Raw genomic sequence first — 22,743 nt, 5'->3', positions numbered from 1 at the left:
TCTTGTTTTTAATTGGAACCTTGGTAAATTCAATTGCGATTATTTTAGGCTCAGTGCTAGGTGTACTGTTACCACGAGTCCCTGAAAGCATGAAGACAACCATTATGCAGGGACTTGCTTTATGTGTAGCTTTAATAGGGCTTGGCATGGCTCTATCTGATCAAAAAGATATTCTTTACTTGATTATATCGATTGTTATAGGGGCGATTATTGGAGAATGGATCGATATTGAGAACCGTCTTTTGCGATTCGGTAACTGGATAGAACATAAAATGCATCGTCTAAATCAAGGTCCGGTTTCCGAAGCATTTGTCGCATCAACTTTGTTATTTTGTATAGGTTCCATGGCAATAGTCGGAGCTATACAAAATGGTATAAGTGGAGATCCTCAAACTTTATTTGCAAAATCGATTATAGATGGAATCACATCAGTTATATTTGCTTCAACATTAGGATTTGGCGTTGCATTTGCTGCTGTTTCGGTATTTTTGTACGAAGGTAGCATTGCCTTGTTAGCACATTGGGTAGGTAAAGGAATGGATAATCCTGCGGCAATAAGTTGTATGACAGCTACTGGTGGATTGTTACTTATTGCGATAGCTATCAATTTGTATGGATTAAAGAAGATTGCCGTGGGTAATCTGCTGCCCGCAATTTTTATAGCTGTTTTATTAAAAATTTATTATCCGTCTATTATACATGTTTTACATCATCATTGGATTTAGGGTGTTTTATAACTCATCATTTAGTTTGCTACATGGCAGAAAAATTTTCATTGTATCAGATGGATGGGAACAATGAAAAATAATGTTGGAGTACTTTTTAGGAGGAAAAATCATTGTTAAAAGAAATTGTAAGTCAATATCTTTGGATTGCTGTAGGAGTCAGCCTAATACTCTCCATATTGAGTATTATTCTGGCTTTGGTATCAATAAGTTCGTTATCCAAAATTCGCAAGCAAAATCGTAGATGGAAATCGATTCATTCATCAGCAGATTTAGAGGCAGTTTATGAACAAACTGTTTTAGCTGTTCATAAAACAGAAGAAGAAATGAAAAAATTACAAAAACAAATGGAATTTATTGAAGAAGGGCTCCATAAAAAAATCTCTACGCCAAGAATGGTGCGTTATAATGCGTTTGGCGATCTCGGCAATGATTTAAGCTACTCAGTTGCATTTTTAGATGATGAGCAAAACGGTGTCGTGATATCTTCTATTTATGGTCGAGAAGAATCTCATACGTATGGAAAACCTATTCAAGAGGGAGAATCTCAATATACTTTGACGCAAGAAGAAAAAATGGTCATTCAGCAAGTAGCAGCAGAATTATCGAGTGATTTGAGAAAACCTGAAACCGTCTCAAGATGAGAGAGACGGTTTCAGTATTTAAAATATATTATTATTTCATTTGACTATTAGGAAGTATGTAGGGAGCTACTCATGTTTTTTCGGATTTGAAATTTCCATAGACTATTTTTTAGGGATTGCACAACGATTTCGGACATTTTCATAACGATGCCTAATCTTGTATTTTGAAGAACAAAATACTCCATAAATCCACTGACATTAACAACACCGGTTAGAGTCATATCTCCGAATTCGGGCAAATTTTTCTTAACGCCTGCACCGGGCCGCAAAGGACCAGGCTCCAAAGTGATGTGTCCAACATGGTCAAAACGTCCTAAACAAGCATCGATAGCCAATATAAATGGTGTATGTGAATATGAATTTCTTACTTCTTCAAGAGTAGAGGATAAATTTACAGCATGAACGGGATTTTCGAGTGTGCCTTTGACTTGTACATAAGGCATGGGAGCACCTTGTGTTAGTTGTGTACCAACTATTGGTCCAAAAGCGTCACCTGTTGATCGGTCTGTTCCAACGCATATAATGAGTATGTTTTGAATGTTTGGTGCTGAAAATACTTTATCCAATGCTTGTTCTAACAGACCTACTGCCTGTTCATCATCATAAGGAATACGCCAGCTTGGCTTACTTGTTTCTATAAAACCCACGACATCATCCAGCCCCTTTGAGCCCAGTCCTTTTGCTCATGAAGTATTCACAGTATACGTACAATGGACATGTTCTATACCTTATCTCTCATACAATTTCACTGTAACAAGTTGAAATTTTATGGGGGACAATATTGTGGATATTGGGTTATCAGCGTGTTTCTTATGGGTGTATTTGATGATGAAAAGATGGTCTCCAGAGAGGATCATCAAATTTTGGGCAGGATGGATGGCATCATTTTATGTTGGCTATGCATTTTACCACCCCATAAGCCAATACATTACTCTTCGAGATCCAGGTATTTTAGTTTGGATTAGTCAACATATTGAAGACAACCAAGGTGCTATCAGTGTGTGGGCACAATTTTTTCCTCGGAACGCTATAGCAGTGTCTTCTATCACACCTTTTCATTTATGGTCTCTATATATTTTTCGATTTAGTTTATGGATGGGTGTTGTATGGATTACATTTACTTCTTTTATGATAATTTCTAAGTTAAAGCAGGCGATTTGGGATGAAGAAGACAGAATGGCTGAAGGTCCTGTAGCTAAAATTTTCTCTCAAGTACTTGCTATGGTTACGTCACTTGCTTCAGTTATTTTGGCAGCAAGTATATTGTCGATGGTTACTTGTTTTTTACCCCAACATTTTAATAGTTCCACAGATGGAGAAATAGTCAAAGCGGCTGGAGCCATTGTACATGAATGTAGTCAATATCTTTTGGCGAGAAATTTTTGACGCAATTCTTATTTCATTCTATGATTATTGGAAATTACAAAATGCAATAGATTTAAAAATGGAGGAATAGACTTGTGCAAAATTTTTGGCATCAACTGATTCAACAATCTTTATCGGATATACCGAGTTTAACTAAGATTGCTATAGCTTTAATCAAAATCATCATTCTGTTTTTTTTAAGTCGAATTGCTATTGCTGTACTTGAACATATTAGTCATCGATTCTTTAAATCTAAAGCTGTTCGTTCGGATGAACGCCGAAAAACAACTTTACAGTCTTTGGTCGATAATGTGATTCACTATACAGTATATTTCTTGTATTTTTTAATGGTATTGCAGTCTTTTGGTTTTCATATTGAAACATTACTGGCTGGAGCAGGTATTGCTGGGCTAGCTATAGGCTTAGGTGCGCAATCTTTGATTAAAGATGTGCTCACAGGCTTCTTTATATTATTTGAAGATCAATATGGTGTGGGAGATACGGTACAAATTAACCAATTTACAGGGACTGTCGTATCCATAGGATTAAGATTGACTCGTGTGCGTGCTTGGACTGGTGAAGTGGAGATAATTCCTAATGGACAAATTACGACAGTAACAAATTATTCACGCACTAATTCCATTGCTGTGGTGGATGTTGGTATTGCTTATGAAGCGGATATAGAAGAGGCGAAAAAAATCATTTTAGAGGAAATGAATAAAATTTGTGAGGAAAATCAAGAGATTGTAGTTGGCCCTGTCAAAATGTTAGGTGTTCAATCGCTTGGAGCATCTAGCGTGAATTTGCGAATCACGGTGGAGTGTAAACCAACACAACAATATGCTATTCAAAGGTTGGCACAACAAAGAATCAAAGAAGCCTTGACTGACGCCAATATTGATATTCCATATAATCAATTGGCAGTAAGACTTATTCAATAAAGTTCATGACAGATTGGTGATGAACAATAATGCTTTCCTATTCGCTCAATAGTATTGTTGTGATGAAAAAACCTCACGCTTGTGGTACAAACCGTTGGCAGATCATCAGGTTAGGGATGGATATACGCATGAAATGTTTGCATTGTGGTCACAGTGTGCTTATACCGAGATCTCGTTTTGAAAGATTATTAAGAAAAGTCGAGACAGATCATGAAGGTGAAACGTCATGACTGAACGCACTATTATCACAGCGTGTCCTCTCGATTGTTATGATGCCTGTAGTTTTTCAGTCACTGAGGAAAATGGTCAGATAACACAATTGGAGGGGAATAAAGATCATCCAATTACCAAAGGTGTTATTTGTGGTCGAGGCAGAAGATTAAAAGAGCGTACGTATGCTTCATATCGCATTCTACATCCATTAAAAAGAGTTCAAGATAAATGGGTTCGTTTATCTTGGGAACAGGCTATTTCTGAAGTTTCTAGAAATATTCGGCAAGCAATGGATTTATATGGACATCAGTCTATCTTTCATTGTTATGACTGGGGTTCTGGTGCGTTATTAAAAAGTTTGAATCAAAGATTTTTTTATGCGCTTGGTGGATGTACAGAAACTGTAGGAAGTCTTTGTTGGAATGCTGGGTTGCAAGCGCAACAGTATGACATGGGTGAAGCAAGAAGTCACGCACCAGATGATTTACTAAATAGTTCGGCTATCGTGGTCTGGGGTAGAAACGCTGCAGTTACGAATATGCATATTCTCCCCTTTTTACGGGAAGCGCAGTCATTGGGTGCGAAATTATGGATTATTAATCCGCTTCCAACAGATTTAGACGCCAGGGCAGATAAGGTAATATCGTTAAGACCAGGAACGGACGGAGTTTTAGCGCTGGCTGTATTAAAAAGATGTATACAGTTTGGGTATTTGGACAGGGAATTTATAAACCAATACAGCATAGGTTGGGAAGAGTTTGAGTCACAGCTTTCTGCTTTTGACTATGAAGATTTAGTGCGTCAAACTGGCGTATCTGCTGAAGATATTCATCAATTGGCAGAGTTATATGGCACAAAACAGCCTGTAGCTACTTTACTGGGAATAGGTTTGCAACGTTATCAAAATGGTGGGCAAAATATACGGGCTATTGATGCGTTAGTAGCAGCCACTGGACATATTGGTGTACCAGGCGGTGGCGTACAATATGCCAGTCGAGATATGGGTCAGTATTTTGATACTAAAGTACTTACGGGTGATGTACCAGAGAATATCAGAACATTTTCGAGAGGCAAAATAGCAGAATGTATGGAGATGGCTGAACCACCAATTCAGGTTATGGTGGTTACACGGACCAATCCATTAACGCAAATCCCAAATACAAAAAAACTAGAAAGTGTCTTGAAAAAAGTTCCGTGCAAAGTAGTGATAGATACATTTATGACTCGCACAGCAGAGATGGCTGATTATATTTTACCTTGTACCACAGTTTTTGAAGAGGAAGATTTCACATATACAACGATGTGGCATGCATATGGCAATTTCATTCAGCCTGTCGTATCAGCACAGGGAGAAGCAAAGGCGGACTGGGAAATATTTAAGGAATTAGCGAATGCGCTGGGTTTGCATGAGTTGTATGACGGATCGCCCAAAGAATGGATAGCTAAAGCCTTACGTCCTCTAATTCAAACCGGTGTATCTTTAGATGAGGCCAAACAACGCGGATTTATCAAAGTTCCATTATCTGATATTGCTTTTGAAGACAAAAAATTTCTAACATCAAGTGGACGTTTTGAATTTGCCTCGGATAAAGCCGAAAAAGATGGTTTGCCTAGAACTGCCGTTGATGGATGGAAGGCGCTTACTCCTTTAGATGAAGGTCAATATCATCTTATTACGGCTCATCCTAGAAAAAGTGAAAACTCACAACATGCAGAGTTCCCTAAACTGCCTTCCATGCCTATTGTCCAGATTCATTTTCGAGAGGCAGAAAAAATGGGTATTGTAGCTGGGGACATCGTTCAAATCTCCACCCAAAACGGAGTATTATTAGCTGAAGTCAGATTGCTGCAAACAGGTTATCCAAAAGCTGTTTTGCTCGAGGAAGGTTGGTGGAATGGAGAGCATACCATCAATCATTTAACTGGCAATGAAATGGCTGATATGGGGGATCAAACAGCACAATACGAATGCCTTTGTACAATTTCACCTATTCAACAAGAAGGGAATGAAGACAAATGAAATGAGCCCATAAGGGCTCGTCAAAAATGTAGGTTAGGAAGCTAATTTACAATAATGGCGTTTGTTGACGGAGTGTTGGCTGTCGAGCGTTTTTACTGCCAATGCTTTGGGCGACAGTTTAGGTACCCTTAGCTTGCGCATAAGTCGCTTCAGCACATCAATCACCTCCCTGTCAATAGTCTGCCATAATTTTTGTCAAGATTCTAGCTGTATACAGCCCGGTTTTGGCTTCTTAACAGGCATATACAAAAGTTTCTGAAAATATGCTCGTAGTTTTGTACAATAAGAAGAATTTTTGTATTGTTATTTATTGTGCGAGACACAGATGATTTTTATACTAGCAGTGTTTGTTGCTGGAGATGAGGTGCATGTATGCCATTACAAGCAGGAATTGTAGGTTTGCCGAATGTAGGGAAATCTACATTGTTTAATGCCATAACCAAGGCTGGAGCAGAAGCCGCAAACTATCCCTTTTGTACAATTGACCCTAATGTCGGTGTTGTAGAAGTTCCGGATTTACGGTTACAGCGTTTGGCGGAGATGGTCCATCCTAAAAAAATTGTTCCAACAACTTTTGAATTTGTGGATATTGCCGGGTTAGTTGCGGGGGCCAGTCGTGGAGAGGGACTGGGCAACAAGTTTTTAGGACATATCCGGGAAGTGGATGCTATTGTACATGTCGTCCGGTGTTTTCAAAATGATGATGTAACACATGTGGCAGGTTCTGTCGATCCTATTCGGGATATTGAAACCATTGAATTAGAACTCGCTTTAGCCGATTTGGAAACCGTAGAACGTCGATTGGATAAGGCAAAGAAAAATTTAAAATCTGGGGACAAGCGTTACGTAATAGAGGTTGCAGCGCTAGAAAAGTTAAAAGGTGTTTTAGAAGAAGGACAAGCGGCTCGCAGTTTGGACTTAACAGAAGAAGAGCAGGACGTATTAAAAGATTTGCATTTATTGACAATGAAACCTGTTCTATATGTGGCCAATGTGGGTGAATCAGAAATCCATGATGAATCAACCCATAATCCATATTTTAATGCTGTAAAAGAGCGTGCAGATCAAGAAGGCGCTGAAGTAATTCGTGTTTCTGCTCAAATGGAATCAGAGATAGCTGAGTTAGATGCAGAGGACAAAGTAGCTTTTCTGGCCGATCTCGGTGTTGAAGAATCCGGACTTGATCGTCTGATCAGGGCAGCTTACCATCTTTTGGGGCTCATTACTTACTTTACAGCGGGGGAGCCTGAAGTGCGGGCTTGGACCATTCGTCAAGGAACGAAGGCGCCACAAGCTGCAGGTGTTATTCACAGTGATTTTGAACGAGGATTCATTCGAGCGGAAGTTGTTTCTTATGAAGATCTTGTGAATGCTGGCAGTATGGTGGCTGCGCGAGAAGCAGGCAAATTACGTTTAGAGGGAAAAGAATATGTTGTACAAGATGGCGATATTATGCTGTTCCGATTTAATGTCTAAGAAGAAAATGTTTTATTTTGGATTTCATCGGTTCTGACGTGTTAAGGACCTGTCTGAAAATCGAGTTCTACAAGAGTGACTGGTTGCTGTTTTATCATAAATAAGATAAAATTTTATCTTGGCATGTCGCATGCCTATCCTTGCTCCAAGCATTGACTTGGGGCCATAGTCCAAAAGGAGGTGAATAGGGATGCGCCAGTACGAAACCATGTACATTCTGAAACCTGAACTGGAATCAGAACAAATTTCTTCACTGGTGGAGAAGTATCAATCCCTTGTAACCGAGCACGGAGGCCAGATTGATGAACTTCAAGAAATCGGCAAACGACGCTTGGCTTATGAGATTGATCGCCATCGTGAAGGATTTTACGTCCTGATGAAGTACTCGTCAGACACCGATGTGACCAATGAACTCGAGCGTGTGATGCGTATTGAAGATAATGTGCTTCGATACCTCACAGTACGTCTTGGGGAATAGGACGCGTCGGAGGGGATGGTACAATGTTAAACCGAATTGTGCTGATTGGCAGATTGACTCAAGATCCTGAGCTTCGCTATACCAATAGCGGAACGGCTGTAGCAACATTCAGTCTGGCGGTAGATCGTCCAAGGCTTAATCAAGCTGGAGAACGAGAGACCGATTTTATCCAGATAGTAGTCTGGCAGAAACAAGCTGAAACCGTTGCACAGTATTTGCATAAAGGACGCTTGGCAGCGGTAGACGGAAGGTTGCAAATCCGTTCTTATGAAAATAAAGACGGTCAAAAAGTTCGTGTAGCAGAAGTTGTAGCTGAAACGGTGCGATTCCTCGACCGAGGCGAAAATTCTGCACGCGATACACACAGCAACGCAGGTATGCAGAGAAACAGCTCAGGAATGAATTCAAATCGCCGCCAAGAAGTTCCCAGACCCTCATTTGATGATGATCCATTTGCGGATGATGGACCGATGATAGATATTTCTGATGATGATTTACCTTTCTGAGATTTGTCGTTGAGAGAAGAATAGGATGAAGGGGGGAAGAATGTTATGCCGCGCAAAGGTCGTGGAGGTAAGCGCCGTAAGGTGTGTCAGTTTTGTGTGGACAAGATTGACTATGCTGACTACAAAGATATTGGTCGTTTAAATAAATTTCTTACTGAACGTGGCAAAATTTTACCACGCCGAATTTCGGGAAATTGTGCAAGACATCAACGTCAAGTGACGATTGCCATAAAGCGTGCTCGTCAAATTGCTTTGATGCCATATACTACTGAATAAATGTTGTCCCGAGATGGAAACGTCTGGAGCCGCATCGCTCATGGTGCGGCTTTTCTCTTAGCAGGAAACAGAGATTAGGTTGTGGAATAGAAGCGGCAATACAGCGCGCGGATTACTCGCGATGCAATAGGTTAGAGGCGGAGCACTGGTGCGCATTGAGGGGGAAATCGAGGTGTCGCACACGGATCCTCAGATACAAATTGCCCGGCGCTTGCGTGTATTAGAATCTTTGCGCATTGGGCTCATCACAGATGTAGCGGAAACTTTTAAAAGTATACATCTCGGAGAAGAACGGGAGCTTACGCGTTCACTTGGAGCGTTGATAGCTTCCGCATATCTGTTAGGTCGCCAGATGGGTATTGCGCCGGCAGTGATTGAACAGGAAGTTCTGGAGGCTTTATCCGTATATTCATTGGATGATGAAGCTTTGCAGGAGGATTCGGCAACTGTTCGAAGATATCTAGACCATCGGGCTTAGCTCAAAAGGAGAGTTGATGGATGAAGGTTATTTTCTTGCAGGATGTGAAAGGACAAGGTAAACAAGGCGAAATTAAAGAGGTATCAGAGGGATATGCTAGAAACTTTTTATTTCCTCGGCAGTTGGCAGTAGAAGCCAATCAGGGCACCTTACATCAATTAAAGGAAAAACAAGCGAGCAAGGAACGCAGGGCAGCACAGGAATTGGCAGACGCTAAAGCGCTAGCTCAAAAAATAGAAGGCAGAGAAATTTTGCTCAAGGTGCAGGTAGGTGAAGGTAGTCGTCTGTTTGGAGCTATTACCACCAAACATATTGCAGATGCCTTACATCAAGCTGGTTATCCTGTTGATAAAAAGAAAATTGTTTTGCATGAACCGATTAAGTCGCTTGGATATCATGAAGTGCATGTGAAATTGCATCCAGAAGTAGGGGCAAACGTCAGAGTACACATAATTGCCGAAGGCGAATAAAACTGTTTTGAGTTTGGAGAGGAGAAGTCAGGAGTGGAAGAAGCCGTATCTCCATCTGTGCGGCAAAGAGAAGTTGAGATGAACGGGTTACGCTTGCCTCCTCAACAAATTGAGGCAGAACAAGCGGTTCTTGGCGCCATGCTCATTTCTAATGATGCAGTCGTGGAAGCTATTGAGATTCTTGAAGCAGATGATTTTTATCGTACTCCCCACCGTATCATCTATGGAGTCATGCAACGATTGTTTCAGGAAGCAGAACCGATTGACGTGATTACTGTTACGGCTTCTTTAGCTTCAGAAGAAGCTGCTTTGGAAAGCGTAGGCGGCGTTGAATACATCGCTCAATTGGCCGCCGCCTTGCCAACAGCCTTGCATACGTATCATTATGCACGAATCATTAAGGAAAAAGCTTTAATGCGCCGCATTATCCAGGTTTCTACGAAAATTGCTGAACAAGGTTACGATACAGAAAAAACAGCTGCAGAAGTCCTTGCTGATGCAGAAAGAATGATATTAGAACTCTCGCAGTATCAAAAAACTCGCGATTTTACCCATATTTCTGATGTATTGCAATCGACCTTCGATCGTATTGAGCAGTTGTACGCAAGTGAGGGCCAGTTAACAGGTATTCCAACAGGCTACAGTGAACTGGACAGAATGACCAGCGGATTTCAAAAGTCAGATTTAATTATTGTTGCAGCTCGTCCTTCTGTGGGCAAAACAGCGTTTGCACTCAATATTGCCCAAAATGTTGCTGTGCGAGCAGGTCTACCTGTTGCGATATTTTCTTTAGAAATGTCTAAAGATCAACTTGTTCAGCGTATGCTTTGCGCTGAAGCGTATATTGACGGACACAAACTTCGCAATGGTACATTAGATGACGAGGATTGGCCAAAGCTTTCTATGGGTGTCAGCACACTATCCAACTCCCCACTCTATATTGATGACAGTCCTGGTATTACAGTGCCTGAAATGCGCAGTAAACTTCGTCGTCTCAAATTAGAAAAAGGTTTAGGTTTTGTGGTGATTGACTATTTGCAATTGATTCAGGGTCGCCGTGCTTCGGGAGAAAATAGGCAGCAGGAAATTTCCGAAATATCGAGATCGCTCAAAGGGTTGGCTCGTGAACTGGAAGTTCCTGTGGTAGCACTTGCACAGTTAAGCCGTTCTGTTGAACAGCGCCAGGACAAACGTCCAATGCTTTCCGACATTCGTGAATCCGGAAGTATTGAGCAGGATGCCGATATTGTAGCGTTTCTTTATCGGGATGATTATTACGATCCAGAGTCTGAAAAGAAAAACATCATTGAGATTATTATTGCTAAGCAGAGAAATGGGCCAACCGGAAAGGTCGAGCTTGTCTTTTTAAAGAATTACAATAAATTTGTTAATCTGGAGAGGGCGCATGCTGCACCATGATAGAGTCAGGATCGCTCGAGACGCTTGGTCGCAAAGAATATAAGCGTCAGCTTAATAAGAAAAGGCAGCGTCGACGTAAACAACGTCGAGCACGTATGCGAAGAATTCGTGCTTTGCGCGCTGTGCGTTCGCTGCGATTTTGGACACGCGCGATTACATGGCTGGCGATTGGTTTGTCAGTTGCTTTTTGGTCCCGATTCGCGTTTGTTTATAATATTCCATCCTTTGCTCAAATCGGCTCCTTACAAGGTGTCGAGTCGTATGTTACTGTGAAACCATGGTGGTTTGGTCCTCCTGTATTTGATATCGAAAGTTATGTAGAGTCTGAAAATTTGCCAGAACAGACGAATTTATCTCCCTATCCGTTGTTGCTGATGCAATTGGGGAGATACCAAGCCGTATTGACACATCCTCACTTCGTTTGGGTAGCTTTAGATCAACATTCTTGATGTTGGATTCCGCATAAAGAGAGGAAACTCTATGCCGAAAATTTTAGTAGTAGAAGATGAGGAGCCAATTCAAAAAATATTGCGATTTGCTATGGAACGAGAAGGCTATCAAGTGATTTCTGCTGAAGATGGTGTACGTGCAGTGCAATTGGCTCGCGAAGAAAAACCGGATTTAGTATTACTGGATTTAATGATACCTGAGAAAGACGGTTTTGAAGTATGTCGAGAGTTAAGAGAATTTACAGCTGTACCCATCATCATGTTGACTGCACGGGATGCGGAAGTTGACAAAATTTTAGGTCTTGAACTGGGTGCAGATGATTATGTAACCAAGCCGTTTTCTACTCGTGAATTGTTGGCTCGTGTAAAGGCAACGTTACGACGTGTTGAACTTGAGAGGGATATGCATGAAAAAGAAGACGGTCATTTACTTTATTTACATGATATTGTCATTGATTTGGCCCACTATGAGGTGCGTAAGAATGGTACTTTAATATCTCTCACACATAGAGAATTTCAGTTGTTAGCGTATCTCGCTTCAAGGCCAGGTCTGGTCTATACCCGAGAGCAATTGCTGACTGAGGTGTGGGGTATGGACTATGTGGGCGATGAGCGTACGGTTGATGTGACCATCCGGCGTTTGCGTGAAAAATTAGAAGAGGATGCAAGTGCTCCTGAATATGTGCTGACTCGGCGCGGTGTTGGCTATTATGCGCGAAGATAGGCGTTTTTGGCGAAGTATTCGTTTTAAGTTAGTGACGGTCTCTTTATTGCTCGTACTCTTTTCTTTAGAGCTCATCGGAGCTTATTTTGTGCGTACACTTACGACATCTCTCGTTCAGAGTGAGACACAAACTGTTGAAAATCAGGCTCATCTTATGTCCATATTGGTAGCTCCGCAACTGGAAATAAGTAATTCGTCACATAACAAACATCCACTTGATACATTGACTTCCATGTTATCGTCTCTGCCACAATTTATGGGTGGTTCGGTCTATATTCTTAATCGTGACGGATTTGTGGTAGATACTTCTGCAGGAACAGCATTGATTGGTCAGCAGCGCACAGATTCAGTTTCCACAGAGGCTCTTTTGCAGCATAAAACGGTAGCCGCCATTCGGTTTGATCCTCTTTCAAACCAGCATTTATTAACCGTTGCTGTACCTATTTTGTATAACAACCGATTTCTTGGCGTGGTGGAATATGTTGTCCCCATCCAGTCTGTATATAACACTGTCCATGAGGTTACAAAGATTTTTTATACCGGATCGGCCATAGGTTTGATGTTAGCAGCTCTGCTTGGTATTTTACTGGCGCGAACCATTACTCGTCCTATTCTAGATGCGACACGCCAAGCCCGTGTCTTGGCCAGTGGAGATTTCAGTCGTCGAGTGCATGTAGGTGGCGATGATGAATTTGGTGATTTGGCGACAGCGATTAATGATTTGACGACTAAATTGGAAGATGCTTTGCAAACAAACCAGCGGGAACAGGAACGTTTGCGAGCCATTATTACTTCGATGGGTGACGGCGTGGTTGCTTTTAATCCAGAATGGCAACCGCTTTTCTTAAACGAAGCGGCACGGCGTATGTTGCAATTGCGCACAAACGATAGCAATGCTGCGATACGGCTTGGCTTGACAGAAATGAAAGAAGATATACGGGAGAAGATTTGGGTTCGAGAAATTGGCCAGAGTATTCTTCATGTTCACGTGACAGCGCTTCAACAGCATCAAGAACGCCAAGGCTATGTCGCGGTGATTCGAGATGTGACAGAACAAGAGAAACTCATACAAGCGCAACGAGATTTTGTAGCCAACGTTTCGCACGAATTGCGAACACCGCTAACCTCGGTTAAGTCTTATATTGAAGCTCTTCGCGATTTAACACCAGATGAAGAAGATGTCCGACAAGATTTTCTACAAGTTGTCAGTGATGAAACAGATAGAATGGTCCGTTTGACGCGAGATCTATTGCTTTTATCCGGTTTATCCAAGGATTCGCAGCGTCCAAGGACAGTTACATACATTACCATGGAACGTTTGTTTGCTTTTGCCGAGCAGCGGTTCCGTATACAGGCAAATGCGCGCGAGTTAACTTTTATAGTTGATCCCGCTCCACCCGCTACCTTGTTGGGTGACGAAGATATGTTGCATCGCGTCTTGGACAACCTTCTCTCTAATGCTTTTAAATATACCCCTGCAGGAGGAATTGTTTGCCTGTCAGCTCATATAGAAAATGCGGATGAAGTAGAAATTATAGTTTCTGATACAGGTATAGGCATTCCACCAGAAGACTTACCGCATGTTTTTGAACGTTTTTATCGAGTGGACAAAGGGCGTAGTCGTCGATCGGGTGGTACTGGTCTCGGGTTGGCGCTGGCCAGGGAAATTGTTGAGCGCCACGGTGGTACCATTGATATGGAAAGCGAAGTCAATCGAGGCACAAAGGTTCATTTGCGATTGCCGATGGTCAAAGATAAAGGGGTTGGCCAATATGAATAAAAATTGGCTCGCACACATTCGTACCCTTATTTTAGTTGTTTTAGTTGGGCTTTCACTGTTGTTAAGCTATTGGCTGTGGGTAGGAGATTTTCAAAACGCAACGGAAGTTGGTATTGGTGAACCTTTGCCATTGGCAGCAACCGAGTATCCCATCGCGAGCCAATTAGGTCGTCCGTATCGAATTATTCTCAGTCAACATTCGGCAGCAAGTTTAAGTGTCGCTTTACCGGAAACTCATAGTTACAATCAATGGCTTACATTATTGCAATCAGTGCGTGTGACTGCTTTGCAGGAAATCCCAGCTTTCCCCAAGAGAACCTTGGACGAGGTGGAATATGATTTTGGCGTGCCTCTGTCCGCAGCACTTTTACAACAATGGGTACCGAATATTGAACCGACAGGGTATGTGCAATACTCAGGGTTAATTTTATTGTATCAGACAAGCTCCAATGGGCCTGTATGGCTTGGATTAACCAGCGGCGGAGTAGACTACGAAGCGCAAACCAACTTATCGACTGTTTCACTTTACAATCAAATTACGGAAGCCGTCAGGGCACAACCGTGGTCCATTTGGACTACCGTACAAAGTAATAATGACTTGCCAAGCTCCTATACCCAATTGAGTACGAGCACTTGGACCACCAATGCGATTTCGCTTCTGCCTGTTGTTCATTCATTTTTTGTTAATCCTTTAGTCGTAACGCGAATTCAGGAAGATAATAACACTACCCTTTGGACGGATGGCAGTCGAGCCGTGCAATGGACGAAGCATCCAGATGAAATTACTTATCAAGATCCAAATGCAAACGGCAAACGAATTGAAAATCTGGATACCTTGGAACTAGCCGCACGTTTTGTGCGCGATCACGGTGGAGGACCTAATAATCTGATTGCGACTCATGTGCAGTCCAATGCTTCGGGAGAAACCATCACTCTAGTGCCTTATGTTGATGGTTTGCCCATTTTAAACGGATCGAACGACTATCAAGTAGTCATTCGAGCGGGCAGAGTCGTGTCCTTCAGTCGTCCTTTGTACAATTTGGCCAGTGAAATAGATTCAACCCGAGGAAATGCTTTAAATGGTTGGCAGTTGTTGAATGTCTTAAAAACGATTTTAAGTGTTCAACAAATCAAACAGATACAACAAATTCAACTCGGCCTTGATGAGCAAGATGAAGGTTCAATCGTATCTTTAATTCCAGCGTATTTTGTACAATTGCCGAAAGGGCAGCAGCTTATCATTGACGCTATAGATGGTCATGTTTTAGGAGGGGATCTGCCGTGAATTGGGAGGTCGCAAAGAATTGGCTGATTGCTGCCTTTTTGATTTTAGATCTTATTCTTGGCTGGCAATTATATGAAAGTCATATTCAAACGTATGGCTATGTCGAGTCCTACAGCGATCTTCTTGCCAATACGAAAACGGTATTGGCTGATCACGGTTTTACTCTCCAAGCGCATGTTCCAGAGTCACAACCAGAGATGGTTACTTTTAAAGCCAATTGGATTACGCCCAAGTTAGATGAATTAGCCAAAGCAGTTTTTCCAAATGGAAAAATTCTCTATACGTCTACTACACAGATTCAAGATTCCGAGGGTCAAATCAAAGTGCGAGGTGAAACTTGGCAGATTCAATTTCAGCCTCCATTGCAAGGGATACAGCCTGTGGATCTGTTGAAGACAGCTTTTCATGGACAGTTGTATACATTTGATAAATATTCATCGACGCAAAATATATCCGATTATCTGGAAAACTACAATAATTTTCCGGTTTTTGATGTCCATATTCAAATTCGAACAGGTTCACATGGTGAAATTTTAGGTTATAGTCAACAGGCCATTCACCATATCCAACCGATTGGCCGACCCAAACCTGTCATATCAGCGATTGATGCGCTCAATAGTTTGGCAGAATCGGTAGACAAGACCTACAGTGCCACAGATAATGTGATTTTAGGTATACAATTAGGATATGCCAGAAAAGTTGGAGTAGGAAAAATTTCTAGTGGACACCTGGGACAACAACTCTGGTTTCCGGTTTGGCGCATTATTACACCCAGCCAGTCTTATGACGTCAACGCTTTAACAGGTGAAGTAGATAATGCATCGAGTGCGTCAGCTTGACGCAGGATGGAGGATTCACTCTTTGTTGTCTGTTAGTGTTTTATCGAGTGGTAGCAGTGGAAATGCAATTTACATATCTACAGAACAGACTCGTTTGTTGCTTGATGCGGGTATTAGCGGTAAGCAGATTTCCCAACGATTAGCTACCGCTTGCCAAGTGGATGGTTCGCAAATAACGGCTGTACTGATTACCCATGAGCATGTCGATCACGTTCGCGGCTTAAAACAGATACTCAAGCTCTCTCAAGCACCGCTCTATACGACGGAAGGTACATATGCGGAAATTGTGTCAGGAATAAGCGGAAATCACATTCATAAGGTTGTACGCGCAGGAGAAGTTTTTAGTATTGGCGACATTCGAATTACGCCTTTTGCTGTTTCACATGACGCAGAAGAACCGGTAGCATATCGGTTTGATGCAGGAGACGAAAGTCTGGCTGTAGTCACGGATCTCGGTTTTGTCAGTGACTCGATTAAAGATGTGATTGCTGGCTGCGACACCTATGTTTTTGAAAGCAACCATGATGTAGAGATGTTGCGAGCTGGTCCGTATCCTTGGTCTATCAAACGGCGCATCCTTGGCGATAAGGGGCATCTGTCCAATACGGATGCTGCAGAGGCATTGATTGATATTATCGGTCAACAAGAAGTAAAAGTTTATTTGGCTCATTTAAGTGAGGAGAACAATCAGCCCGATTTAGCTGATTTAACAGTTTCGAGTATTTTGCAGGAAGCGCGATCGACCTATCAAGAACAGGTCTCACTGTTACGGACAAGTCGCTATGAACCGACGATACTGACTCCTGTGTCCGCTAAATGCAACGCATAGGAAGTGTCGGTCTGAGACACGCTAGAGGGAGAATTCGAAGAGGCAATCATTGCCGAATTCTCCATCTGGAGGGTGTCTATGATGAGTCAGCGCCATGTTCAAAGAATGAAAAAATGCTTCTTGGCTTTAAGCAGCGTATCTACATTTCTTTGCTTGAGCCCGGTGTTTTTTCATGCAGAAGCTAGTGCCCAATCCATAGCGATTTCTGGCGGCTACACAAACAATATCACTGACGCGGTGAAACGTGTAAAACCAGCCGTAATGGGCATTGTCAATTATGCGCAAATCTCGAACAACATTACTCAGCAGACCAAAATTGAGCCCGCTGGTGTGGGAACAGGGGTACTTTTTTACAAAGACAGCGAGTACGGTTACGCCGTTACGAACAACCATGTGGTAGAAGGTTCTGTTAAAGTGAGCGCAGTCTTAGAGTCGGGAAAACATATTCAAGCGTCTGTGGTAGGTACCGATCCATATACAGATTTGGCGGTTATTCGACTCCCAGTTGCAGAAGTACGAGGAATTCAGCCTGTGACTTTCTGCAATTCAAATGATCTGATTGTGGGTGAACCTGCGATTGCTATTGGAACGCCAATGGGGTTAGATTTTGCTGATTCGGTGACAGCAGGTATTGTGAGCGCTGCCAAGCGTATTATGCCAGTTTCCGAACCTGAGACGGATCAGGTGCTTGATTATCAAGCGGTGATACAGACAGATGCTGCTATCAATCCAGGTAACAGTGGAGGGCCTTTGGTCAATATTCGCGGACAGGTCATGGGTATTAACAGCAGTAAAATTGTAGCGCCTGAGTTTGAAGGAATGGGTTTTGCCATCCCCTCCAATGAGGTTGTGACCATTGCCAATCAATTGTTAAAGACAGGCCATGCTATTCATCCCGCGCTAGGTATTGAAGGATATTCGTTGGCTACTCTGCCAGAGCAGTGGTGGCCTGATGTGCCTGTTGATTATGGAGTATGGGTGAAGGCTGCTATTTCTCCTGAAGCTCGTGCTTCCGGATTGCAGGAGAATGATGTGATTGTGGCTATGGATAATCATCCGGTAAAAACCATGGCTGATTTGCGTACGCATCTTTTTCAGGAGCATCCAGGCGATGTAGCTCAACTGCGAGTATATCGGGGTAGCCGCGAACTGAATCTTAAGTTGAAAATAGGTAAAATGGATACGAAATTGACAACAGCCAGCCCCAATTCCATCATTCCAAGTTCTTCATCGGATGATGATGTCGATCCGTTTTTGCAGGGAGCCCCCGAATATGGTCCAAATTTCTGGAGCACTCGCTGATTTTAGTTTCTTTGGTATACAGGAAACATGTTGGACTGGTTTAGGCTGCTGTCATAGAAAGAGAATTTTATGAGGTGGCCTGACATGCAAATTTGTATTCTTTCTGTGGGGAAGATCAAAGAGAAATTTTATCAGGAGGCGCTTGCAGAATATGCAAAGCGCCTTAACGCTTATGTACAATTGGAAATATTGGAAGTCGATGATGAGCCATGTCCAGAACATTATTCTGCGGCGGATAAAGAACGGGTGCTGCAATTAGAAGCAAAGCGTTTATCTCGACATCTCCGGCAAAGAGACGGCTTAGTCTTGTTGGACATCTTAGGGAAAGAGCTGACCTCTGAGAAGTGGAGTCAACAATATCAAGAACTTTGCGGGCGTGGATTTGGGCGCCTGGTCTTTATCGTGGGGGGCTCACTAGGCGTTCATTCGGAAATACGTGCGCGGTCTGATTTTCGATGGTCTTTTGGACCATTAACTTTGCCACATGCGCTTGCCCGTGTTGTACTTCTAGAGCAGCTATATCGGGGTATTCGTATTCAACGGGGTGAACCGTATCATAAGTAACGGTATACTCACTTAAGCGTTTCATCGGTGAATTCATGTCATCCTCCACAGCTTAAATGATCGATAGCTGCCGTTTTACGCTGTCACTTCTTTGGGGCGATCGCGATCGGGCAAAATCCAATGAATAATCAGTCCTGCAATGGTGGCATAGGCAATGCCGTTATTGGGCTCTCCCACGCCTATAATAGAAATGACTGCGACGATGATTAAATTTTTAGTTCTTGTTAAATCAACTTTCTCCTCAATCATATGCCGAATACCCATGGCAGCAATCATTCCATAAAGCAAAATGCCAATTCCACCCATGACAGCAGCAGGTATGGTTTCAATTAAGCCGCCAAATTTGCCAAGCAGTCCTAATATGATGGCAATTACTGCAGCGCCTTCTATTAATCGGCTGGAGAATTGGCGAGTCATGGCAAGTACACCGAGATTCTCGGCATATGTCGTTTCAGCGGGGCCACCAATGAGCGCTGAGACAAGAGTGGCGACACCGTTTCCCAAGAGAATAGATGAAAAGCCTGGATCTTTCGTCACATCGCGTCCAATAATTTCATTTAATACAAACATATGACCAATATCTTCAATCATGGTTACTAGTGCGATGGGAGCCATGGAAAGTACCACAGTCCAAGTAAAATCTGGCATGTGAAAAGTTGGTGTTTGTATCCAGGGAGAAGCGTGGAGTTTTTGAAAAGATACATATCCTCGCAATACGGCATAAAGGTAACCAACGACAATTCCTACCAATATAGGTAAAAGGCGTAATTGTCGAGTTCCTACAATTGCCGACAAGATGGCGGCTACAAGACTGACAATGGCCACATCCCAATGTGTATTGGCTTCGCTTGTAATCGCAGTTTGCGCTAAAGAGAGACCAATTATTGCAACTACTGGACCTACAACGACTGGTGGAATCGCTTTGCGGATTTTGTCAAAACCAATCGTAGCTACCAGAATCGTAAAAATAAAATAAACAATGGAGACACTGATAAGTCCGGCTGCTGCTTGATTAGGAGCATGATGTTGACTGACAAATAGCGCCAATGGAGCAATAAAAGCGAATGAAGAGCCTAGATAAGCTGGCACTTTGCCCCTTGTAATCAGATGAAATAACAGAGTTCCTACGCCACTTGCAACAAGAGTCGCTCCAGGATTTAAACCGGTAAGCAAGGGGACTAGGACTGTTGCGCCAAACATTGCAAAGACATGTTGGAATGAGAGCGGTAAGCCGCGGAAAAACGATCGCATCCTAATCACCTCCAAAGTACACAAATTGCCACAAGTATACGGTTTGGACAAGTATTCTGCAAGATGAATTAGAAAATCTTTTGTAAACCGTCCTTTGGTAAAAAACTACTGTATGCTTGTTCGTATCTTTTCGCATGATATTTCTGCTCTTCTGAATTGATTTTAGTCAGAGAGGATGATAGTATAAAAAATGCGTAGCAAACAAAAAATAAGTAGTGGAGGTAAATGAAGTATGAATACACAAACTCAGCAATTATTTGATTTCTATACGGCACTTCGTAACCGTCGTTCCATCTATGCCTTAAGCAAAAATTCTCCTGTTTCTGATGCTCGGATTCAGGAAATCATAGAAGAAGCCATTAAACATACACCTTCCGCCTTTAATTCACAAAGTACTCGCATAGTACTTTTGCTGGGTAAACAGCATGATGAATTGTGGGATTTGACGACGGACGTATTGCGTGGAGTTGTTCCTGCTGATCAATTTGCTTCTACTCAGCAAAAAATGGATAGTTTTAAATCAGCATATGGAACTGTGCTCTATTTTGAAGATTGGTCAGTAATCGAAAGTTTGCAAAAACAATTTCCCTTATATCAAGATAATTTTCCTGTCTGGGCTCAGCATACGAGCGCTATGCATCAGCTTGTGATTTGGATGGCGCTTGAGGCAGAAGGATTGGGAGCAAGTTTACAGCATTACAATCCTCTTATTGATGAGAAAGTAAAAGCAGAATGGAAGTTGCCAGAGTCGTGGCGATTGATTGCACAGATGCCATTCGGTAAGCCAGAGCAACCTGCTGGTGAAAAACAGTTCAATCCTATTTCTGAGCGAGTAAAAGTTTTTAAGTGAGCGTTTTGCAGAATTGCATTTCTCTTTGAAGTGAAAAAAGAAACAGTACTAGTCTGAGGGCTATTATTTACTTTTTTTGTTTGTGTTGTCTAGATTTTCACATACCTTTACCAATAACAGAGTGCCAAGATTAAGCCGTCTTCAGTGAACTTGCCGTCGCATGTACCGCTAGTGCAGAAGCAAGTAGAATAATCGCATTGAGGTAGACGTATGTGGTGACCTTCTCAATACCCCGGACATGCGTGTCGTTGGCTGTAAGATTTTCTTTCAGCCGAGAATTACATCGCTCCACGGACGTTCGCTCCTTGTAGAGTTCCATCCAACCCCGCGTGTTTCGGTGTGGATTGGCGTATCGCCTTACATCGTCGGTGATGCTCTTCTTGACCACCATTCCGTAGTTGGAGTCCGAGCAAGCAGCAGTCCCAAGCGGGCAGTCAACCTTGCCTACTGCATGTGGACAACGGAACTTTAATCGGTCACCGTCGGCTCCCCAATAAACCATGTCGTAACCCATGGAGCAACGAGGTGTCCCATCGGATGTCATGCCTGCAGGTGGTTCCTTTTCTCCACGCTTATTGAGTGCAATGATTGCTTGCGCACCATAACCACGGGCAGCTTCGTAGTTTTTCACCTGGTCGTACCCGGCATCCATCATGACGTATTTGACCTTCCAACCGTAGTTTTCGACGACATCTTTCATGAGCGGAATCGCCATCTCACCATCATAAATATGAGCGGGTGTGACTTCTAAGGCTACCGGTAACTCGCTGGAGGTATCCACAGCGAGATGAATTTTGTACCCGAACCACGTGAGCTTATTGCCAAATGTGTCGTACTTGGCACCCCAGTTGGCATTACCTGTTTCTTGGCTACGCGATTTCGGTTGCTTCTTCTCATAGGCACCAATCGCTGTACTGTCAATGGCGAGGTGACTTCCATCGATGATTCCAGCCTCTTTGCACTGACTGACCAGGTCAATGAAGAGTGCCTTGGCAAGATCTTTATCCACTACAGCCTTGAAGACTCGACTGAGTGTGGCAATTGACGGTGCGGATTCATCTAACCGAAACCCGCATTGGTACCGGAACCGCAAGTCGCTAACCAAACGTTTGTGCAACTTGGTAAAGGTTGAAATCCCCTCAAGCGGAGCAGCGAGCAACGCTCGTAAAATCGCTTCACGGTTGATAGGCTTTGCACCCTGGGGTGATGAATTTCGTAACTTTGCGGCATACGGCTGAAGATCCAGAGCAGAAAAGAACAGTTCAAGTCGTTCACTGGGTTCGATTTCTAGCCACTCTTCAAAGGAAAACAGGGACTTTTGGAGAAGATACAAGTGGACTTCCCTCCTAGGAGAATTTTGGGTTTGGTCACTTGAAATCTTCTCCAAGTTGGGGTGAAGTCCTTTTTCATGCTCTGAAATCCTTTGTCCCACAAGGGCTTATGAATCTGCAAAACGCTCAAGTAAGTTTTATATTCAACACTGTTATGTTTTTATTGAGGATGTCACGATTGTTTCAAAGTTTGTTCTGAATTTTAATTGGAGAACAGCCTCCTTTTCACTCTTAGAGTTTCAGAGTTGATAAGGAGGCCCTTTTATCGATAATTTTTGATTGCATGTATTAGCTTGGAGTTTTTTAGATCATCCTATATGAACCAACTCAATGAATGGGTAATTCTTAATCGTGTAGAGTGCGTGAGCCCTTGGCAGTGTCTTCTTGTTCGAGATTTTGTGTTTGGTGGGGTTCAGGTTTGCGTTTTTGAACTCGAGAACTATGTCCGGCTTGAGAACTGGTACTGACGGAATTTGCTTTTGGATAATTATACGTTTTACTGTTACCCATTTATATCGTCTCCTTTGT

General features: G+C 42.6%; 27 protein-coding genes. 22 read left to right on the top strand and 5 right to left on the bottom strand.

Annotated elements, in window-relative coordinates; all coding sequences use genetic code 11:
- The first annotated feature begins 2 nt into the window (after nt 1-2).
- A complete protein-coding gene (locus FY534_RS13685; protein ID WP_072874395.1) occupies nt 3-725 on the top strand; it encodes a DUF554 domain-containing protein in 723 nt (240 codons plus the stop codon).
- 113 nt (nt 726-838) lie between these two features.
- Nucleotides 839-1,369, top strand: a complete 531-nt coding sequence (locus tag FY534_RS13680; protein ID WP_203114880.1) for a DUF4446 family protein — start codon at nt 839-841, stop codon at nt 1,367-1,369.
- Between the two features lie 47 nt (nt 1,370-1,416).
- Here FY534_RS13680 and yyaC read toward each other — a convergent pair whose 3' ends face one another.
- Nucleotides 1,417-2,016, bottom strand: coding sequence for a spore protease YyaC (gene yyaC, locus FY534_RS13675; protein WP_129583592.1), 600 nt, complete (start codon nt 2,014-2,016; stop codon nt 1,417-1,419).
- 136 nt (nt 2,017-2,152) lie between these two features.
- Between yyaC and FY534_RS13670 the strand changes: the two genes are divergently transcribed.
- The 4 genes from FY534_RS13670 (at nt 2,153) to FY534_RS13655 (ending at nt 5,908) form a co-directional block, all read left to right on the top strand.
- Nucleotides 2,153-2,755: a hypothetical protein gene (locus FY534_RS13670; protein ID WP_203114879.1), complete on the top strand. Its 603-nt coding sequence runs from the start codon at nt 2,153-2,155 to the stop codon at nt 2,753-2,755.
- A 74-nt stretch (nt 2,756-2,829) separates the two neighbouring features.
- Nucleotides 2,830-3,675 carry a mechanosensitive ion channel family protein gene (locus FY534_RS13665; protein ID WP_072874391.1) on the top strand — a complete coding sequence of 282 codons (846 nt, stop codon included), beginning with the start codon at nt 2,830-2,832 and terminating at the stop codon, nt 3,673-3,675.
- 29 nt (nt 3,676-3,704) lie between these two features.
- Complete coding sequence (locus FY534_RS13660; protein ID WP_072874390.1) at nt 3,705-3,905, top strand: DUF951 domain-containing protein; 201 nt, start codon at nt 3,705-3,707, stop codon at nt 3,903-3,905.
- The gene (locus FY534_RS13655) at nt 3,902-5,908 is read left to right on the top strand and encodes a molybdopterin-dependent oxidoreductase (RefSeq protein WP_203114878.1); all 2,007 of its coding nucleotides are present in this window, start codon (nt 3,902-3,904) and stop codon (nt 5,906-5,908) included. Before FY534_RS13660 ends, FY534_RS13655 begins: the two co-directional genes overlap by 4 nt.
- A gap of 33 nt (nt 5,909-5,941) precedes the next feature.
- Here the strand turns inward: FY534_RS13655 and FY534_RS14895 are convergent, their stop codons facing one another.
- Nucleotides 5,942-6,064: a hypothetical protein gene (locus tag FY534_RS14895; protein WP_255567376.1), complete on the bottom strand. Its 123-nt coding sequence runs from the start codon at nt 6,062-6,064 to the stop codon at nt 5,942-5,944.
- Between the two features lie 216 nt (nt 6,065-6,280).
- On the opposite strand from FY534_RS14895, the gene ychF reads away from it, so the two are divergent.
- The 15 genes from ychF to rlmH all read left to right on the top strand — a co-directional run bounded on the left by ychF (nt 6,281) and on the right by rlmH (nt 18,783).
- Complete coding sequence (ychF, locus tag FY534_RS13650; RefSeq protein WP_072874388.1) at nt 6,281-7,384, top strand: redox-regulated ATPase YchF; 1,104 nt, start codon at nt 6,281-6,283, stop codon at nt 7,382-7,384.
- Between the two features lie 190 nt (nt 7,385-7,574).
- Nucleotides 7,575-7,862: a 30S ribosomal protein S6 gene (gene rpsF / locus FY534_RS13645; RefSeq protein ID WP_072874387.1), complete on the top strand. Its 288-nt coding sequence runs from the start codon at nt 7,575-7,577 to the stop codon at nt 7,860-7,862.
- A 23-nt stretch (nt 7,863-7,885) separates the two neighbouring features.
- Nucleotides 7,886-8,368 (top strand): single-stranded DNA-binding protein, encoded by a 483-nt coding sequence (gene ssb / locus FY534_RS13640; protein WP_072874386.1) that lies wholly within the window; start codon nt 7,886-7,888, stop codon nt 8,366-8,368.
- A gap of 45 nt (nt 8,369-8,413) precedes the next feature.
- A complete protein-coding gene (gene rpsR / locus FY534_RS13635) occupies nt 8,414-8,644 on the top strand; it encodes a 30S ribosomal protein S18 (RefSeq protein ID WP_072874385.1) in 231 nt (76 codons plus the stop codon).
- A 172-nt stretch (nt 8,645-8,816) separates the two neighbouring features.
- Nucleotides 8,817-9,122, top strand: coding sequence for a MazG-like family protein (locus FY534_RS13630; protein ID WP_072874384.1), 306 nt, complete (start codon nt 8,817-8,819; stop codon nt 9,120-9,122).
- Between the two features lie 20 nt (nt 9,123-9,142).
- The gene (gene rplI / locus FY534_RS13625) at nt 9,143-9,592 is read left to right on the top strand and encodes a 50S ribosomal protein L9 (RefSeq protein ID WP_203114877.1); all 450 of its coding nucleotides are present in this window, start codon (nt 9,143-9,145) and stop codon (nt 9,590-9,592) included.
- Between the two features lie 78 nt (nt 9,593-9,670).
- Nucleotides 9,671-11,011, top strand: a complete 1,341-nt coding sequence (dnaB, locus tag FY534_RS13620; protein WP_072874417.1) for a replicative DNA helicase — start codon at nt 9,671-9,673, stop codon at nt 11,009-11,011.
- Nucleotides 11,008-11,460, top strand: coding sequence for a hypothetical protein (locus FY534_RS13615; RefSeq protein ID WP_203114876.1), 453 nt, complete (start codon nt 11,008-11,010; stop codon nt 11,458-11,460). The genes dnaB and FY534_RS13615 overlap by 4 nt, the downstream gene beginning before the upstream one ends.
- Before the next feature lie 31 nt (nt 11,461-11,491).
- A complete protein-coding gene (locus tag FY534_RS13610; protein ID WP_203114875.1) occupies nt 11,492-12,184 on the top strand; it encodes a response regulator in 693 nt (230 codons plus the stop codon).
- Complete coding sequence (locus FY534_RS13605) at nt 12,171-13,964, top strand: ATP-binding protein (RefSeq protein ID WP_203115658.1); 1,794 nt, start codon at nt 12,171-12,173, stop codon at nt 13,962-13,964. The genes FY534_RS13610 and FY534_RS13605 overlap by 14 nt, the downstream gene beginning before the upstream one ends.
- Complete coding sequence (yycH, locus tag FY534_RS13600; RefSeq protein ID WP_203114874.1) at nt 13,957-15,249, top strand: two-component system activity regulator YycH; 1,293 nt, start codon at nt 13,957-13,959, stop codon at nt 15,247-15,249. The genes FY534_RS13605 and yycH overlap by 8 nt, the downstream gene beginning before the upstream one ends.
- Nucleotides 15,246-16,088 (top strand): two-component system regulatory protein YycI, encoded by an 843-nt coding sequence (gene yycI, locus FY534_RS13595; protein ID WP_203114873.1) that lies wholly within the window; start codon nt 15,246-15,248, stop codon nt 16,086-16,088. Before yycH ends, yycI begins: the two co-directional genes overlap by 4 nt.
- A 22-nt stretch (nt 16,089-16,110) precedes the next feature.
- On the top strand, nt 16,111-16,917 hold the full coding sequence (locus FY534_RS13590) for an MBL fold metallo-hydrolase (RefSeq protein WP_238413590.1): 807 nt from the start codon (nt 16,111-16,113) through the stop codon (nt 16,915-16,917).
- 81 nt (nt 16,918-16,998) lie between these two features.
- Entirely contained in the window at nt 16,999-18,219 is a 1,221-nt protein-coding gene (locus FY534_RS13585) for a S1C family serine protease (RefSeq protein ID WP_238413589.1), read from the top strand.
- 84 nt (nt 18,220-18,303) lie between these two features.
- On the top strand, nt 18,304-18,783 hold the full coding sequence (gene rlmH, locus FY534_RS13580) for a 23S rRNA (pseudouridine(1915)-N(3))-methyltransferase RlmH (RefSeq protein ID WP_072874376.1): 480 nt from the start codon (nt 18,304-18,306) through the stop codon (nt 18,781-18,783).
- A 75-nt stretch (nt 18,784-18,858) separates the two neighbouring features.
- On the opposite strand, the gene FY534_RS13575 is transcribed toward rlmH, so the two are convergent.
- On the bottom strand, nt 18,859-20,034 hold the full coding sequence (locus tag FY534_RS13575; RefSeq protein ID WP_072874375.1) for a solute carrier family 23 protein: 1,176 nt from the start codon (nt 20,032-20,034) through the stop codon (nt 18,859-18,861).
- Between the two features lie 232 nt (nt 20,035-20,266).
- Here FY534_RS13575 and FY534_RS13570 point away from each other — a divergent pair, with 232 nt between their 5' ends.
- A complete protein-coding gene (locus tag FY534_RS13570; protein ID WP_203114871.1) occupies nt 20,267-20,884 on the top strand; it encodes a nitroreductase family protein in 618 nt (205 codons plus the stop codon).
- A gap of 130 nt (nt 20,885-21,014) precedes the next feature.
- On the opposite strand, the gene FY534_RS13565 is transcribed toward FY534_RS13570, so the two are convergent.
- A complete protein-coding gene (locus FY534_RS13565) occupies nt 21,015-22,217 on the bottom strand; it encodes a transposase (RefSeq protein ID WP_203114185.1) in 1,203 nt (400 codons plus the stop codon).
- A gap of 343 nt (nt 22,218-22,560) precedes the next feature.
- Nucleotides 22,561-22,725: a hypothetical protein gene (locus FY534_RS13560; RefSeq protein WP_203114870.1), complete on the bottom strand. Its 165-nt coding sequence runs from the start codon at nt 22,723-22,725 to the stop codon at nt 22,561-22,563.
- Nucleotides 22,726-22,743: the final 18 nt, after the last annotated feature.

It is taken from the genome of Alicyclobacillus sp. TC (assembly GCF_016804365.1).
Classification (GTDB): domain Bacteria; phylum Bacillota; class Bacilli; order Alicyclobacillales; family Alicyclobacillaceae; genus Alicyclobacillus_I; species Alicyclobacillus_I tolerans.
Note: the sequence above shows the minus strand (reverse complement) of the source record. Positions and strands in the feature narration are given on the sequence as shown.